Source organism: Streptomyces sp. TRD_SC_5, assembly GCF_056836825.1.
This window is the reverse complement of record NZ_JBWZZS010000001.1, coordinates 3,922,804-3,938,278: the sequence shown is the minus strand read 5'-3', so window position 1 is coordinate 3,938,278 and position 15,475 is coordinate 3,922,804. Positions and strand designations below refer to the sequence as shown.

Annotated in this window: 15 protein-coding genes; 10 read left to right on the top strand and 5 right to left on the bottom strand. The window is 70.0% G+C overall.

Annotation, left to right across the window (positions count from 1 at the left end):
• Positions 1-65: 65 nt before the first annotated feature.
• From AC1P0E_RS18330 to pstB, 7 genes are all read left to right on the top strand, one after another.
• Positions 66-2,297 (top strand): RNA degradosome polyphosphate kinase, encoded by a 2,232-nt coding sequence (locus AC1P0E_RS18330; RefSeq protein WP_482743233.1) that lies wholly within the window; start codon positions 66-68, stop codon positions 2,295-2,297.
• 259 nt (positions 2,298-2,556) lie between these two features.
• A complete protein-coding gene (locus tag AC1P0E_RS18325; RefSeq protein WP_482745799.1) occupies positions 2,557-3,597 on the top strand; it encodes a CHAD domain-containing protein in 1,041 nt (346 codons plus the stop codon).
• On the top strand, positions 3,594-4,013 hold the full coding sequence (locus tag AC1P0E_RS18320) for an NUDIX hydrolase (RefSeq protein WP_482743232.1): 420 nt from the start codon (positions 3,594-3,596) through the stop codon (positions 4,011-4,013). The genes AC1P0E_RS18325 and AC1P0E_RS18320 overlap by 4 nt, the downstream gene beginning before the upstream one ends.
• Positions 4,014-4,492: 479 nt before the next feature.
• The gene (gene pstS / locus AC1P0E_RS18315; RefSeq protein ID WP_482743231.1) at positions 4,493-5,629 is read left to right on the top strand and encodes a phosphate ABC transporter substrate-binding protein PstS; all 1,137 of its coding nucleotides are present in this window, start codon (positions 4,493-4,495) and stop codon (positions 5,627-5,629) included.
• Between the two features lie 97 nt (positions 5,630-5,726).
• Positions 5,727-6,728: a phosphate ABC transporter permease subunit PstC gene (pstC, locus tag AC1P0E_RS18310; RefSeq protein WP_482743230.1), complete on the top strand. Its 1,002-nt coding sequence runs from the start codon at positions 5,727-5,729 to the stop codon at positions 6,726-6,728.
• Positions 6,725-7,804 (top strand): phosphate ABC transporter permease PstA, encoded by a 1,080-nt coding sequence (gene pstA / locus AC1P0E_RS18305; protein WP_482743229.1) that lies wholly within the window; start codon positions 6,725-6,727, stop codon positions 7,802-7,804. The genes pstC and pstA overlap by 4 nt, the downstream gene beginning before the upstream one ends.
• A gap of 24 nt (positions 7,805-7,828) precedes the next feature.
• Positions 7,829-8,605, top strand: a complete 777-nt coding sequence (gene pstB / locus AC1P0E_RS18300) for a phosphate ABC transporter ATP-binding protein PstB (RefSeq protein WP_482743228.1) — start codon at positions 7,829-7,831, stop codon at positions 8,603-8,605.
• Positions 8,606-8,735: 130 nt separating this feature from the next.
• On the opposite strand, the gene AC1P0E_RS18295 is transcribed toward pstB, so the two are convergent.
• Together AC1P0E_RS18295 and AC1P0E_RS18290 are read right to left on the bottom strand one after the other, a co-directional pair.
• Complete coding sequence (locus AC1P0E_RS18295; protein ID WP_482743227.1) at positions 8,736-9,734, bottom strand: inorganic phosphate transporter; 999 nt, start codon at positions 9,732-9,734, stop codon at positions 8,736-8,738.
• A gap of 6 nt (positions 9,735-9,740) precedes the next feature.
• Positions 9,741-10,361, bottom strand: a complete 621-nt coding sequence (locus tag AC1P0E_RS18290) for a DUF47 domain-containing protein (protein ID WP_482743226.1) — start codon at positions 10,359-10,361, stop codon at positions 9,741-9,743.
• A gap of 195 nt (positions 10,362-10,556) precedes the next feature.
• On the opposite strand from AC1P0E_RS18290, the gene AC1P0E_RS18285 reads away from it, so the two are divergent.
• A complete protein-coding gene (locus tag AC1P0E_RS18285) occupies positions 10,557-10,925 on the top strand; it encodes a metal-sensitive transcriptional regulator (RefSeq protein ID WP_214901758.1) in 369 nt (122 codons plus the stop codon).
• Between the two features lie 58 nt (positions 10,926-10,983).
• Here the strand turns inward: AC1P0E_RS18285 and AC1P0E_RS18280 are convergent, their stop codons facing one another.
• Together AC1P0E_RS18280 and AC1P0E_RS18275 are read right to left on the bottom strand one after the other, a co-directional pair.
• Complete coding sequence (locus AC1P0E_RS18280; protein WP_482743225.1) at positions 10,984-11,175, bottom strand: hypothetical protein; 192 nt, start codon at positions 11,173-11,175, stop codon at positions 10,984-10,986.
• A 132-nt stretch (positions 11,176-11,307) separates the two neighbouring features.
• Complete coding sequence (locus AC1P0E_RS18275; protein WP_482743224.1) at positions 11,308-12,135, bottom strand: SCO4651 family lipoprotein; 828 nt, start codon at positions 12,133-12,135, stop codon at positions 11,308-11,310.
• A 152-nt stretch (positions 12,136-12,287) separates the two neighbouring features.
• On the opposite strand from AC1P0E_RS18275, the gene AC1P0E_RS18270 reads away from it, so the two are divergent.
• Positions 12,288-12,449 (top strand): hypothetical protein, encoded by a 162-nt coding sequence (locus AC1P0E_RS18270; protein WP_482743223.1) that lies wholly within the window; start codon positions 12,288-12,290, stop codon positions 12,447-12,449.
• A gap of 400 nt (positions 12,450-12,849) precedes the next feature.
• Positions 12,850-14,457 carry an FAD-binding oxidoreductase gene (locus tag AC1P0E_RS18265; RefSeq protein WP_482743222.1) on the top strand — a complete coding sequence of 536 codons (1,608 nt, stop codon included), beginning with the start codon at positions 12,850-12,852 and terminating at the stop codon, positions 14,455-14,457.
• 30 nt (positions 14,458-14,487) lie between these two features.
• Here AC1P0E_RS18265 and AC1P0E_RS18260 read toward each other — a convergent pair whose 3' ends face one another.
• The gene (locus tag AC1P0E_RS18260) at positions 14,488-15,222 is read right to left on the bottom strand and encodes a phosphatase PAP2 family protein (RefSeq protein WP_482743221.1); all 735 of its coding nucleotides are present in this window, start codon (positions 15,220-15,222) and stop codon (positions 14,488-14,490) included.
• Between the last annotated feature and the right edge of the window lie 253 nt (positions 15,223-15,475).

Here is a 15,475-nt window from a genome sequence, read left to right as displayed (position 1 = left end):
GAACCTCCCGCACATCACCCCTTCTCGGCGCGCCCGGAAACCCCTACGCGCGGAACAATGGGTTCATGAGCCAGCAGCCGAGCGCCGATGTCCCTGTCCAGCATGCTCAGCCGTCCGTCGGTTCCATCGCCGCGCACCGCCCGCACACCCTGGCGGGGTCGCCGGTGACGAATCTGGATCCCGACATCGACGCCGATCTGGATACGTACGTAGAGGACGCCGAGGCCGACACAGAGCTGCCCCAGGGCCGTTTCCTCGACCGGGAGCGCAGCTGGCTGGCCTTCAACGAGCGGGTGCTCGAACTGGCCGAGGACCCTGCCACCCCCCTCCTCGAACGAGCGAATTTCCTCGCGATCTTCGCCTCGAACCTCGACGAGTTCTTCATGGTCCGGGTCGCCGGCCTCAAGCGCCGTATCGCGACCGGTGTCGCCACCCGGTCCGCGTCCGGTCTCCAGCCCCGCGAGGTGCTGGAGCTGATCTGGACCCGCTCGCGCGAGCTCATGGCCCGGCACGCCGCCTGCTACCAGCAGGACATCGCCCCGGCCCTCGCCGACGAGGGCGTGCACCTCATCCGCTGGCCCGACCTGACCGAGAAGGAGCAGGCGCGCCTCTTCACGCTCTTCCGCCAGCAGATCTTCCCGGTCCTCACCCCGCTCGCGGTGGACCCCGCGCACCCGTTCCCGTACATCTCGGGGCTCTCCCTCAACCTCGCCGTGGTCGTACGCAACCCGGTCAGCGGCCACCGCCACTTCGCGCGCGTCAAGGTGCCGCCGCTGCTGTCCCGCTTCCTGGAGGCGTCGCCGCAGCGGTACGTACCCCTCGAGGACGTCATCGCCGCGCACCTCGAGGAGCTCTTCCCGGGGATGGAGGTGCTCGCGCACCACATGTTCCGGGTCACGCGCAACGAGGACCTCGAAGTCGAGGAGGACGACACCGAGAACCTCCTCCAGGCGCTGGAGAAGGAGCTCATGCGGCGCCGCTTCGGGCCGCCGGTGCGGCTGGAGGTCGAGGAGTCGATCGACCCGTACGTCCTTGACCTCCTCGTCCGCGAGCTGAAGATGTCGGACGCCGAGGTGTACCCGCTGCCCGGCCCGCTGGACCTGACCGGGCTGTTCGGGATCGCGGCGCTGGACCGGCCGGAGCTGAAGTTCCCGAAGTACATCGCGGGCACTCACCGGGAGCTCGCCGAGGTCGAGTCGGCGTCCGCGCCGGACGTCTTCGCCGCCCTGCGCGAGCGCGACGTACTCCTGCACCACCCGTACGACTCCTTCTCCACCTCCGTGCAGGCCTTCCTGGAGCAGGCGGCGGCCGACCCGGACGTGCTCGCGATCAAGCAGACGCTGTACCGGACCTCGGGCGACTCCCCGATAGTGGACGCGCTGATCGACGCGGCCGAGTCCGGCAAGCAGGTCCTCGTACTCGTCGAGATCAAGGCCCGCTTCGACGAGCAGGCCAACATCAAGTGGGCGCGCAAGCTGGAGGAGTCCGGCTGCCATGTCGTGTACGGCCTGGTGGGCCTGAAAACCCACTGCAAGCTGTCCCTCGTCGTCCGGCAGGAGGGCGACCTGCTGCGCCGCTACTCGCACGTCGGTACGGGCAACTACCACCCCAAGACGGCCCGCCTGTACGAGGACCTGGGGCTGCTGACCGCCGACCCGCAGGTCGGCGCGGACCTTTCCGACCTCTTCAACCGGCTGTCCGGCTACTCGCGGCGCGAGACCTACCGCCGGCTGCTCGTGGCCCCCAAGTCCCTGCGTGACGGGCTGGTCGCCCGTATCAACAAGGAGGCCGCGCACCACCAGGCGGGCCGTCCCGCGTACGTCCGGATCAAGGTCAACTCGATGGTCGACGAAGCGATCATCGACGCGTGCTACCGGGCGGCGAAGGTGGGCGTGCCGGTCGACATCTGGGTACGCGGGATCTGCGCGATACGCCCCGGAGTCGCCGGCCTCTCGGAGAACATCCGGGTCCGCTCGATACTCGGCCGCTTCCTCGAACACTCGCGGATCTTCGCCTTCGGCAACGGCGGCGAGCCCGAAGTCTGGTTCGGCAGCGCCGACATGATGCACCGCAACCTCGACCGCCGCATAGAGGCTCTGGTGCGGGTGACCGACCCGGCCCACCGGGCGTCACTGAGCAGGCTGCTGGAAACCGGAATGTCCGACTCGACGTCCTCCTGGCACCTCGGCCCCGACGGCAACTGGACGCGCCGCGCGACGGACGCCGAGGGACAGCCGCTGCGGCACGTACAGGAGATGCTCATTGACGCCCGGAGGCGCCGGCGTGCGAAACCATGACACCGCGGCCCGACCCCGCCCCCGCCCGGACACCGACCCGGCCCCTCCGCATGCGGGGCCCGGGAAACTGCCGGACGAGGGCCCACCGAGCGCCGCTCCGCCCGCCGGGCCTCCCACCGGGGACCTGCCCCGCGAGGCCCCAACCAGCGAGGACCTCACCACCGGCGACCTTCCCGGTGCGGGCGGCCCCGGTGGCGGCCTTCACGGTGAACGCCGACGCCCCGGTGGCGGCGCCGGTGAAGGGGGAGCCGGACGGGGGTTGCGGCGGCGGGGGCTTCCGGCGGACGTGCTCTCCCATGAGCTTCTGGCGCCGTACCTGCACGCCCAGGCCGCCGACTTCCTGCGCAGTCTGCGCCTGCACCGCGAGAGTGGGCAGGACGCGCAGGGCGCGGCGGACGCCGTCGAGGCTGCCCGTGCGCTGCGCGGCTCGGCGCGGCGGATCAGCGGGACGCTGCACACGTTCCGGCCGCTGACCGACACCGGCTGGGCGGACACCCTGCGCGCAGAGCTGGCCTGGCTCACCGGCACCCTGGCCCGCGAGCACGCCTACGCGGCCCGCCTCAGCCGGCTGCTGGAAGCCCTGAACCGGCTTTCGGGGGCTGGGGGCGGCGCGGGCGCGGCCCCCGTGCCCTCGGCGCGCGGTGGCGGTGGCGGCGGTGGCCGTTCGGAACCCGGGAGCTCGCTGACCGTGGGCGCCGCCCGGGCCGGTGCGCTCCTGGAGCGGCAGCTGACGCTGGCCAGGACGCGGGCACACTCGGCGGCGCTTCAGGCGCTGGGTTCCTCGCGGTTCCACGCGGTCGCCGACGCCGTGGCTTTACTGGCCTCGGACGTTCCGCTCGGCCCCGCCGCCGCCGCGCCCGCCGCCGAAGTGCTCGCACCGCTGGCGACGGGCGCCGAGCAGCGGCTGAGGGAAGCGGTGGCCGCACTGCCGCTGGGCCGCGCCTCGCACCCGTACAACGCCGAGGCACTCGTCCACGGCCTCGCCGCAGCGCCCAGCAGCGAGGCGCAGGATGCCCCCTGGCACCACGTACGCCTCCTCCTGCGCCTGCACCGCTACGCGCAGGAGGTAGTCGCGGCCCCCGCCGACGCACTCCCCGCGGCGCAGGCCCTCGACCGCCACCGGGACGCGGCCGAGGCGGCCACCGCGGCCGCATCGGCGGCCCGTACCCCGCGCATCGCCCCGGCGACGGCGTACGCCCTCGGTGTCCTCCACGCCGACCAGCGGCACGAGGTCGAGGCGGCCCGCTTCGCCTTCCAGCAGGTGTGGCAGCCGGCCACAGCGACGGCGACGGCACCATGACCGACCCCGCGGACACGGTCCTCGCCGCCGGCTGCGTGCTGTGGCGCCGGTCGCCGGGCGACGGCTGCCTGGAGATCTGCCTCGTACACCGCCCGAAATACGATGATTGGTCGCATCCCAAGGGCAAGCTCAAGCACGGCGAGGACGAGCTGGCGGGCGCGCTGCGCGAGGTCCTGGAGGAGACGGGCCACCACTGCGAGCCGGGGGCGCGGCTGCCCACTCTGCGGTACGTCGCGAACGGCCGCCCGAAGCGGGTGTCGTACTGGGCGGCGGAGGCGACGGGGGGCGCGTTCATCCCGAGCGACGAGGTGGACCGGATCCTCTGGCTCTCCCCCACGGCGGCCAGAAACCATCTGACGCAACCCCGCGACCGCGACCTCGTGGACGCCCTCCTGGCCACCCTCCACCACGCGTAAACACCGCCGAGCCATGAGGTGCGGCCCCGGACCGCCCACCAGGGTTCGCACCCGTTCGCACCCCTTGACCCCCGTAGAACGGGCGGGCGGGTGGTGGGCGTCAAGCCGCGCAACGGCGCAGACCGCCGCGTTTCGGGCACCCTCCGCACGGGGAGCATCCCCCGGCCCACCGAACCCGCCCAGGCCACGGCCCTCCCGGCACCGCACAGCAAGAGCACAGCAAGCACCCCGCCCCACCGCACAGCACCCCCATCGCCCGCCGCGAGGCGCCCCCGCACACCACACCGTTCGGCACGGTTCACCTCCCGTTCACTCTCCCCCGTCGACGGCTTCACCTGTTCTGCCTAATTTCGGACGTACACAGTGCGAGGCACATCGAGAGATGGCCACCTCACTGCGCAGCTGGGACCCGAGTACGACTACCTCTTCGCACGCCGCCACCACCCAGGCCCGGCGGCTCCTGGAAGGAACACCCGAAAGTGAAGCTTCAGCGCAAGAACCGGCTTCGCGCCACCGCGCTCGGCGCCCTCGCCGTCTCCGGCGCCCTGGTCCTCACGGCGTGCGGCTCCGACGACAACACCGGTTCGACCGGTGGCTCCGGCGAGAAGACCAACGCCGCAGCCAACATCGAGTGCGACGACGCGAAGGGCCAGCTCCTCGCAGCCGGCTCGACCGCGCAGAAGAACGCGATGGACCTCTGGGTCAAGAATTTCCAGGCCGCCTGTGCAGGCACCGAGGTCAACTACCAGGCCATCGGCTCCGGTGGCGGCATCACCAAGTTCAACCAGGGTCAGGTCGCCTTCGCCGGCTCCGACTCGGCGCTCAAGCCCGAGGAGGTCACCGAGTCGAAGAAGATCTGCAAGGGCGGCCAGGGCATCAACCTGCCGATGGTCGGCGGTCCGGTCGCCATCGGATACAACCTGGAGGGCGTCGACGACCTCGTTCTCGACGCCAAGACGCTCGCGCAGATCTTCGACTCGAAGATCACCAAGTGGAACGACGAGGCGATCGCCGAGCTCAACCCGGACGCCAAGCTCCCGAACACCACGATCCAGGCCTTCCACCGCTCGGACGAGTCCGGTACGACCCAGAACCTGGGCAAGTACCTCAACACCGCCGCCGCGAGCGACTGGAAGTACGACCCGAAGTCGAAGTCGTGGCCGGCCAAGGGCGGCCAGGCCGCCAACGGCTCCTCCGGCGTCGTCTCCAACGTCAAGGGCACCAACGGCGCGATCGGCTACTTCGAGCTGTCCTACGCGACCGCCAACAAGCTGAACACCGTCAAGGTCGACACCGGCGCCTCCGCCCCGGTCGAGGCCACCACGGAGAACGCCTCGAAGGCCATCGCCGCCGCCAAGGTCACCGGCACCGGCAAGGACCTGGCCCTTTCCCTCGACTACGCCACCAAGGCCGAGGGCGCCTACCCGATCGTTCTGGTGACGTACGAGATCGCCTGCGACAAGGGCAACAAGGCAGAGAACCTGCCCGCCCTCAAGGCCTTCCTGAACTACGCCGTCAGCGAGGAGGGCCAGAAGGTCCTGGCCGACGCCGACTACGCGCCGCTCCCGGCCGAGATCGCGACGAAGGTCCGCGAGATCGTCCCCACCCTCTCCTGACCCCGGCCGCGGCCGGCCCCGCCACCCGGGGCCGGCCGCGCCTTCCGGTGCACCGCCGCCAGGAGCCCTCACCGGCTCCGCAGACCGGAGAAAACCGATGGATATAGCAACCGAAACAGCATCGTCCGCCCCACCGCCGCCCGGACCCGGCACCAAGCTCGCGTCCAAGAGCAGCAGCCACGCCGGTGACCGCGTCTTCCTCGCCATGTCGCGGGGGTCCGGAATCGCGCTCCTGGTGATCATGGCTGCCATCGCGGCCTTCCTCACCTACCGCACCGGCCTCGCCCTCTCGAAGGACGAAGCCAACTTCCTGACCACCTCCGAGTGGAACCCGGCCGGCGACCCGCCGGTGTTCGGCATCGCCGTCCTCCTCTTCGGTACGATCGTCAGCTCGATCATCGCGATGGCCCTCGCCGTGCCGGTCGCGATCGGCATCGCGCTGTTCATCTCGCACTACGCGCCGCGCAGGCTCGCCACGCCGCTCGCGTACGTCGTCGACCTGCTGGCCGCGGTCCCGAGCATCATCTACGGCCTGTGGGGCGCCGTCTTCCTGGTCCCGTACCTGGACGGCCTCAACAAGTGGCTCGACACGTACCTCGGCTGGACGTACATCTTCGACAAGACGAGCGACGGCGTCGCCCGCAACCTCTTCACGGTCGGCATCCTGCTGGCGATCATGATCCTGCCGATCGTCACCAACGTCACCCGCGAGGTCTTCCTCCAGGCGCCGAAGATGGTCGAGGAAGCCGCCCTGGCCCTCGGTGCCACGCGCTGGGAAGTCATGCGGATGTCCGTCCTCCCCTTCGGCCGCTCCGGCATCATCAGCGCCTCGATGCTGGGCCTGGGCCGCGCCCTCGGCGAGACGATGGCCGTCGCCGTCGTGCTCTCGCCGAGCTTCATCATTTCCGGCCGGCTGCTCGACCCGGGCGGCGGCACCTTCGCGCAGAACATCGCCGCGAAGTTCAACGAGGCGGACGAGTTCGGCCGCGACGCCCTGATCGCCTCCGGTCTCGTGCTCTTCGTCATCACGCTGCTCGTCAACGGAGCGGCCCGCTGGATCATCGGCCGCCGCAAGGAGTACTCGGGGGCCAACGCATGAACCAGACAAGCCAGGTAATGGACAAGCGCCCGGTGTCCCCCACGCTGCACGCGTCGCTCGCCCACGCCCGCCTCCCCCGCTGGGCCCCCACCGCCATCGCCGCCGGGTCCGTCGCGGCCGGTATCGGCCTCGGCCTCGTCGCCGGCTGGCACAGCCGCGTCCAGTGGGGCATGCTCGCCGCCCTGATCTTCGTACTGGCCACCTTCGCCATCACCACCAAGGTGGAGGGCAGCCGCCAGGGCAAGGACCGGGTCGCGACCAGCCTCGTCTGGGTCTGCTTCATCCTCGCCCTCGTCCCGCTGCTCTCACTGGCCTGGGTCACGATCTCCAAGGGCGCCAAGGTCCTCGACGGGTATTTCCTCACCCACTCGATGAGCGGCCTGCTCGACACCGACGAGGGCGGCGGTATCTACCACGCCCTGCTCGGCACCCTGGAGCAGGTCGGCATCGCCACCCTGATCGCCGCCCCGATCGGCCTGCTCACCGCGGTCTATCTGGTCGAGTACGGGCGCGGGAGGCTGGCGAAGACCGTCACCTTCTTCGTCGACGTCATGACGGGCATCCCGTCGATCGTCGCGGGCCTGTTCATCCTCGCGACCTGGAATCTGATGCTGGGCTTCGGGCCCTCCGGATTCGCCGGCGCGCTGGCCCTCGCGATCCTGATGATGCCGGTGGTCGTCCGTTCCACCGAGGAGATGCTCAAGCTCGTACCGAACGAGCTGCGCGAGGCCTCTCTGGCTCTCGGTGTCCCCAAGTGGCGGACTATCCTCAAGGTGGTGCTGCCGACCGCGATCGGCGGAATCACCACCGGTGTGATGCTCGCGGTGGCCCGTATCACGGGTGAGACCGCCCCGGTTCTGTTGCTCGTCTTCGGTACGAAGCTGATCAACCCGAACCCCTTCGAAGGCGCTCAGTCCTCGCTTCCGCTGTATGTGTACGAGCAGTACATCGTCGGCACCGAAGCATCGGTCGACCGGGCCTGGGGAGCAGCGCTCGTCCTGATCGCCTTCGTCATGATCCTCAACCTGGTGGCCCGCGGCATCGCCCGCTGGAAGGCCCCGAGCACCGGCCGCTAAGGCCAGCAGAAAGCAGTGATTCAGATGGCCAAGCGAATCGACATCAGCGGCCTGTCGGCCTACTACGGCAACCACAAGGCGATCGACGACATCTCGATGACCGTCGAGCCCCGCTCCGTGACGGCCTTCATCGGCCCCTCCGGCTGCGGCAAGTCCACCTTCCTGCGCACGCTCAACCGGATGCACGAGGTCACCCCCGGCGGCCGCGTCGAGGGCAAGGTCCTCCTGGACGACCAGAACCTGTACGCCAAGGACGTCGACCCGGTCGCCGTACGCCGCACGGTCGGCATGGTCTTCCAGCGCCCGAACCCCTTCCCCACCATGTCGATCTTCGACAACGTGGCGGCGGGCCTGCGCCTCAACCACTCGTACAAGAAGGCCAAACTGGCCGAGGTCGTCGAGAAGTCCCTGCGCGGCGCCAACCTCTGGAACGAGGTCAAGGACCGCCTGAACAAGCCCGGCTCCGGCCTCTCCGGCGGCCAGCAGCAGCGTCTGTGCATCGCCCGCGCCATCGCGGTCGAGCCGCAGGTCCTCCTCATGGACGAGCCCTGCTCGGCCCTGGACCCGATCTCGACCCTCGCCATCGAGGACCTGATCGGCGAGCTGAAGGAGCGCTTCACGATCGTCATCGTGACGCACAACATGCAGCAGGCGGCGCGCGTCTCGGACCGTACGGCGTTCTTCAACCTCGCGGCGATCGGCCAGCCCGGCAAGCTCGTCGAGATAGACGACACCGAGCGGATCTTCTCCAACCCGTCCGTCCAGGCGACGGAGGACTACATCTCCGGCCGCTTCGGCTAGGCCGCTTCGGCTAGAAGCCGGCCGCCATGGCTGTCCTGCGGTGCTGCATGGCGGTGCCACCGCAAGGCAAAGGGCCCGCCCCCAGCTCCTCACAAGGAGCGGGGGCGGGCCCATTTGGCTTGGGCTGCGACTACCCGAAGGCCAGCAGCACGATCCAGTAGGTCGCGGCAGCAGCGAGCGCGGCGGCCGGCATCGTGATGAACCAGCCCATCACGATGTTCTTGGCGACACCCCACCGCACGGCGCGAGAGCCCTTGGTGGAGCCGACGCCCATGATCGCGGAGGTGATGACATGCGTCGTCGAGATCGGCGCGTGGAACATGAACGAGGCCGTGTACATCACGGACGCGGCCGTCGTCTCCGCCGCGAAGCCCTGCGGCGGGTCCAGCTCGATGATCCGGCGGCCGAGCGTACGCATGATCCGCCAGCCACCCGCGTACGTACCGAGCGAAAGCGTCACCGCACAAGCGATCTTGACCCAGACCGGAATCGCGTCGCCCTGACCCTCGACATCGGCGATGACCAGCGCCATCACCACGATGCCCATGGTCTTCTGCGCGTCCTGAAGGCCGTGCCCGAGCGCCATGCCGGCGGCCGAGACGGTCTGAGCGATACGGAAGCCCCGCTTCGCCTTGTGCGGGTTGGACTTCCGGAACATCCACAGGATGACGACCATCACCAGATAGCCGAGCAGCAGCCCGACGAACGGCGAGATGAACATCGGGATGACGACCTTCTCCAGCACCCCGGTCCAGATGACCTCGGTGCCGCCCGCGAGCGCCGCGCCCACCATGCCGCCGAAGAGCGCGTGCGAGGAGGACGAAGGAAGACCGTAGTACCAGGTGACGAGGTTCCACACAATGGCCCCGACCAGCGCGGCGAAGAGGATTCCCATCCCCTTGTCACCGTGCGGGGTCTCGATGAGCCCCTCACTGACGGTCTTGGCGACGCCGCTGCCGAGGAAGGCACCGGCGAGGTTCATCACGGCGGCCATGGCGAGGGCCGCGCGCGGGGTCAGCGCCCGCGTGGAAACCGAAGTCGCGATGGCGTTCGCGGAGTCGTGAAAGCCGTTGGTGTACGTAAATCCGAGCGCGACCCCGATGGTCACGATGAGCGCAAAGGTGTCCACCGGAGGTCAGGACTCCTTGACGGCGATCGTCTCGACCGTGTTGGCGACGTGCTCGAAGGCGTCGGCCGCCTCCTCCAGTACGTCCACGATCTGCTTCAGCTTGAGCACGTCCATGGCGTCGTACTTGCCATTGAAGAGGTGCGCGAGCAGCTTGCGGTGGATCTGGTCGGCCTGGTTCTCAAGCCGGTTGATTTCGATCCAGTACTCGGTCAGATTGGTCATGGTCCGCAGGTGCGGCATGGCCTCGGCGGTCAGCTCGGCCGCCCGCGCCAGGACCTCGATCTGCTGCTCGACACCCTTGGGAAGCTCCTCGATCTGGTACAGCACGACCAGGTCGACGGCCTCCTCCATGTAATCCATGATGTCGTCAAGCTGCGACGCGAGGTTGTAGATGTCCTCGCGGTCGAACGGCGTGATGAACGAGGAGTTGAGCTGGTGGAAGATCGCGTGGGTCGCGTCGTCCCCCGCGTGCTCCGCTGCCCTCATCCGCTCCGCGATCTCGACCCGGGCGGAGGAGTCCGCTCCGAGCAGTTCCATGAGGAGCTTCGAGCCCGTGACGATGTTGTCCGCGGATGCGGAGAACATGTCGTAGAAGCTCGTCTCCCTGGGGGTCAGACGAAAGCGCACGTGGGGTCCTCGGGGTGCATTGGATTCGGTCAGGGTGATGCTAGGCGCATCATCCGGCCACGGCTAACCGGCGTTCTTCAGTGTCGCCCATCAGGCACAGTGCTCTGTACGGGCCCCCGAGCCCTTACCCACAAAATTCGTTACCATATACCCGCGAGGGGTATACAGCCCCTTTCAGGACAACGGGAGGACGCGATGACGACCACCGAAGCGGCCGGCGCGACGACGACCGAAGCGCCCTCCGGAGCCTCCGAAGCCGTGGTGACCGACCACGACCTCGGTGTGCACGGCTACCACAAGCAGAAGGACGAGCACCTCAAGCGCCTGCGCCGGATCGAGGGCCAGATCCGCGGCCTGCAGCGGCTGGTCGACGAGGACGTCTACTGCATCGACATACTCACCCAGGTCTCCGCGTCGACGAAGGCGCTCCAGTCCTTCGCCCTCCAGCTCCTGGAGGAGCACCTGCGGCACTGCGTGGCGGACGCGGCGGTCAAGGGCGGCGGAGAGATCGACGAGAAGGTCGAAGAGGCCACCAAGGCGATCGCCCGCCTGCTGCGGACCTGAGCCGAGCCGGGCCCGGGCGGAGGCACGGCCCCCGCCCGGCAGTCGGCCGTCGCCACGCTCAGGACGAACGCTCCGCCGCCCCGGCCGACGCCGCATCCACGTTCATCAGCACCTCGTCGATACGGTCCGGGCTGAGCCGTTCCCCGTCTGCGGCGGACGCCGCGATCATCAACTCACCGCACAGCTCGATCTCGGCGAGGGCGATGTGGTCCTGGACGGGCGTAGTACTGCGAAGCGGAGCCACGTGCATCACCTCTTTCAGCCGTCGTCGGCTTCCTAGCGTAGGCAGCGCGGCACGCCCGGCGCATGGCACGGACGGACCATTTCCCCGCCACCCACGCCGGAGCGTGCCGCGTCCCTGCGCGCCCTGCGCCCTGCCGCCCTACGCCTGGATCTTCCCGGCGTAGATGTCCCGCCCGGCGGGCAGCCGCACTTCGACCGGCGCCCCGAACGCGTACAGCAGCGTCGTGGAGGCGACGGCCACCGTGCGTCCCGCGTTGGCGAAGTCGAACCGGTGGCGGACCTTGCGCAGCCGCCCCTGGTCGTCGAGATAGGCGTCGAACGGAACCGCGTCCTTGGAGAACCCTTTCGCCGCGGCGGCGAGCGCGCCGCGCACATGCGGCGAGGCGACGCGTGCGGCGCGGCCGATGTCGGTGACCCCGCGATAGTGCCGGACGCCGGTGCCGGCGACATCGGCCCGTCCCACGTACGTCGCTTCCTTCGCCCCGCGCAGCAACTCCGCGGCGGCCAGCGGATCCGTGGCGCCGCCGGTGACCAGATTCCCGTCGTCCAGCGTCGTCGTGTCGATCCGCACCCACTTGTCGGCGGGCACGCCCGCGCCCCGGTTCTTCATGTAGAGCGCACCGGGCGCGAGCAGCTCGGTGATGGGCCGGTGCTTGTCCGCGCCGTCGGGGTCGGGCGGCAGCAGCACCTTGAGCTGCCCCATGGGCTTCTTGAAGTCGTACGCCCCTTCGCCCCGGATGGTGACGCGGGTGCCGCCGGTGGCCATGACCATGGACGTACGAGCCTTGGAGCTCCCGGCGGCGACCAGCGCATCGGCGGCGCCGCGCACGCTGACGAGGGGGTCACCGCCCTGCTGGTCCTCGGCGACCGCTCCGCCACCGGAACATCCGGAGGAGGTCGCGATCAGCCCGGCCACGACGGCCACAGCGACCGCCCCGCCCTTGCTCCTGTGCTGCTGCACCACCATCGCCGCCAACCCCCAACGCACTACTGCCCGGTGTCCAATCCCACCCGCCCCTCCTAACGACCCCCCACGACCCCGGTCACGCCCGAAGCAAACCCACTGCCGACGAGGAGGCCGACGGACCTGGGACGAACCGGCGACGGTACGGTGAACGCGTGCTTCAAGAAGCCACACCGGACGCGACCACCCACCGCACCGGCACAACCGAACGCGGCTCCTTCTGCTTCGCCCACTGCTCCTGCGGCTGGCGCGGCCCGGCCCGCCGCTCCCGCGACCGAGCCCGCACGGACGCGGAGCAACACGCACAAATAACCTGACCCCGCCGCTCGCCCGTACAACGAACGCCCCCGCACGAAAGGGGCGCGGCACACCGCCGCGCCCCCGAGGACAGATGGCGGCCATCGACTTGCGGCGAAGAACTCCGCGCCTGCGACCACGCGAGTATGCGGCGCGAAGCTGCCGCGCGCACAGCAGCGCAACGCTGCCGCGCCTACGGCCACGCGGGCTGCGGCGCGAAGCTGCCGTGCAGGGGGTGTGGGGGCGCCCCGCGCCTCACCTGCTCCGGGGGGCCGGGGGCTTGCCCCCGGTTTCGGGAAGGGGCGGGGCTGGGGAAACTCCACTGCACCACCCGCACCGCACCGCGCCGCCACCGGAAAACTCCGCCTCCGCAGGAACCCGTTCCGACGCAAAGCCGTCTCGCCTCCGGGAGGCAACAACATGGAACGGCGCACACTTCTCACCTCGGCCACGGCCCTCGCGGCCACCGCAGCCGCAGCCGCCTGCACCGGCACCGGCGCCACCACCGGCCCCGACACCGGCAGCCGCACCGCCAAAGGCCCCGGCCCGGCCACCCGCACCCCGGCCGCCGCCGCGACGCCAACCCCACCCCCCTCCACCACCCCCACCTGGGCCGCTCTCGCCCGCAGCCTCGACGGCCCGCTCGTCCGCCCCGAGGACGCCGCCTACAAGACCGCCCGCCAGCTCTACAACACCCGCTTCGACAACCTGAAGCCCGCCGCGGTCGCCTACGTCGCATCCGACGCGGACGTCAAGGAATGCCTGGCCTTCGCCACAGCGCACCGCACCCCCGTAGCCATCCGCAACGGCGGCCACTCCTACACCGGCTGGTCCACCGGCACCGGCCGCCTCGTCATCGACGTATCGAAGCTCGCCCAAGTCAAAGCGACCGGTACCACCGCAACCATCGGCGCCGGCGCCAAGCTCATCGACGTCTACCAGGGCCTGGCCCGCCAGGGCCGCCGCACCATCCCCGCCGGCTCCTGCCCCACCGTCGGCATCTCCGGCCTGACCCTCGGCGGCGGCCACGGAGTCGTCTCCCGTGCGTACGGCCTGACCTGCGACAGCCTCACCTCCGCGACCCTGATCACCGCCGCGGGCGAGCGCCTCGACTGCACGTCGGCCGAGAACCCGGACCTTTTCTGGGCCCTGCGCGGCGCGGGAAACGGCAACTTCGGCGTAGTGACCGAGCTGACCTTCCGCACCCACCCCGCCCCCGAAGCGGTCACCGCGTTCCTCTCCTGGCCCTGGTCGAAGGCGCAGGCCGTCGTCACCGTCTGGCAGGAGTGGGGCCCGGACCAGCCCGACGAGATCTGGTCGTCGGCGCACCTCGCCGCCGGCCCGGGCGGCCCGACGCCCAACGTCTCCGTCTCCGCGTTCTCGCTCGGCACCCACACCGATCTCCAGAACGCCGTCGACCGCCTCGCCGACAAGATCGGCGCCCCCGCCCGCTCCGTCTCGCTGCGCCGCCGCAGCTTCCAGGAGTCGATGCTCGTGTACGCCGGCTGCGCCGGTTTCAGCGACGCCCAGTGCCACCTTCCGGGCACCACCCCCGGCCGCACACCCCAGGGCGCCCTCGGCCGGGAGACGTACGCGGCCCGCAGCGACTTCTTCGACCGATCGCTCCCGCCGGCGGGGGTACGCGCACTGCTCGCCCAGACCGAGGCGTTCACCCGGCTCCCCGTGTCCGAGGGCGGCGCCGGCAGCATCGCGCTGACCGCGCTCGGCGGAGCGGTCAACCGCGTGGACCCGCTCGCGACGGCGTTCGTGCACCGCCGTTCACGGGTACTCGCCCAGTACATCGGCGCGTGGCGGGCGGGCACGGCGGGCACGGCCCAGCAGACCTGGCTGAAAAACGCCCATGAAGCGATGCGCCGGTACGCCTCCGGGGCCGCGTACCAGAACTACACGGACGCGACCCTGACCGACTGGCGGAAGGCGTACTACGGCGCGGCGGCGGACCGTCTGACGCAGCTGAAGAAGCGTTACGACCCGGACCGGCTCTTCGACTTCCCCCAGGCCCTGTAGACCGACGTAACCTGCAATCCGGACACCCCGTCAGGCAGCTAGGTCATTGCGCTCGTTGTCTCCGGCGCGCGGCGCCGGGACCATCGCCGCCCCACCGTCGCCCGACCCCGACCCCGAACCCGCGCTCGCCCCACCACGCTCCACGGACCCCTTCGCCCGTACGAGCCAGCCCACCTTCTGCGAACGCGCGATCGCCGCCATGAGCGGCGTCAGCAGCGCCATCGCGACCGGCGCGAGCAGCAGCGCCACGGCCGTACCGAGGGCGAATCCGCCAATGACGTCGGTCGGGTAGTGCACGCCCGCGTAGACGCGGCAGAAGCCCGCCACGACGGCCAGCCCGATCGCCACGAGCCCGAACTTCCGGTTGGCGACGAAGACTCCGACAGCGATGGCCATCGCCAGCGTCGCGTGGTCGCTGACGAACGAGTAGTCCGTCTTGCCCGCCACCAGGACCTCAAGGCCCTTGTGGTCGTTGAACGGTCTCGGCCGCTCCACGAACCCACGGATCGGGATGTTGATCAGCAGCGCGATCCCGGCCGCCAACGGCGCCCACACGAGCCCGGCCACAGACGTGACCGCATCCTCACGCCTGCGCACGCCCCACCAGCACCAGAGTGCCACCAGGACCATGCCGAACATGGTCCCGTACTCACCGACGAACTCCATGACCCGGTCGAACCAGTGCGGCGCATCCGCCGCAAGTCCGTTGATGTCGTAGAGCAGACTGACGTCGGGGTTCGCCCCATCCAGTGCGAGTCCAGCCATCTGCCGCGGCCCCTTGCCTTGTTGCCTGCTGCGCGGCACACGTGTCTGCGTGCCGCTCCTGCGAACCCCCGTGGTTCATGCGATGCCATGCGATACGTCGATGCGATGCCGTGCCGTGGTCCGTACTGCGACGCGAACAGTGCTGCGTGGTCAGCGCGAACTGTTCCACTTCCCCAGTCCAGGGAACGCCCGGCCGGCCCCCACCGTTCCACTCTCCACCGAATGATCACCATGACGTTATCGAAGAGAGATA

Bases quoted from the DNA above. Each gene is read 5' to 3' on its own strand.
- pstB (WP_482743228.1), top strand. From the start codon at position 7,829: ATGGCCAAGCGAATCGACATCAGCGGCCTGTCGGCCTACTACGGCAAC.
- AC1P0E_RS18260 (WP_482743221.1), bottom strand. From the start codon at position 15,222: ATGGCTGGACTCGCACTGGATGGGGCGAACCCCGACGTCAGTCTGCTC.
- AC1P0E_RS18265 (WP_482743222.1), top strand. From the start codon at position 12,850: ATGGAACGGCGCACACTTCTCACCTCGGCCACGGCCCTCGCGGCCACC.
- pstC (WP_482743230.1), top strand. From the start codon at position 5,727: ATGGATATAGCAACCGAAACAGCATCGTCCGCCCCACCGCCGCCCGGA.
- AC1P0E_RS18275 (WP_482743224.1), bottom strand. From the start codon at position 12,135: ATGGTGGTGCAGCAGCACAGGAGCAAGGGCGGGGCGGTCGCTGTGGCC.
- pstA (WP_482743229.1), top strand. From the start codon at position 6,725: ATGAACCAGACAAGCCAGGTAATGGACAAGCGCCCGGTGTCCCCCACG.
- AC1P0E_RS18280 (WP_482743225.1), bottom strand. From the start codon at position 11,175: ATGCACGTGGCTCCGCTTCGCAGTACTACGCCCGTCCAGGACCACATC.
- AC1P0E_RS18285 (WP_214901758.1), top strand. From the start codon at position 10,557: ATGACGACCACCGAAGCGGCCGGCGCGACGACGACCGAAGCGCCCTCC.
- AC1P0E_RS18320 (WP_482743232.1), top strand. From the start codon at position 3,594: ATGACCGACCCCGCGGACACGGTCCTCGCCGCCGGCTGCGTGCTGTGG.
- AC1P0E_RS18330 (WP_482743233.1), top strand. From the start codon at position 66: ATGAGCCAGCAGCCGAGCGCCGATGTCCCTGTCCAGCATGCTCAGCCG.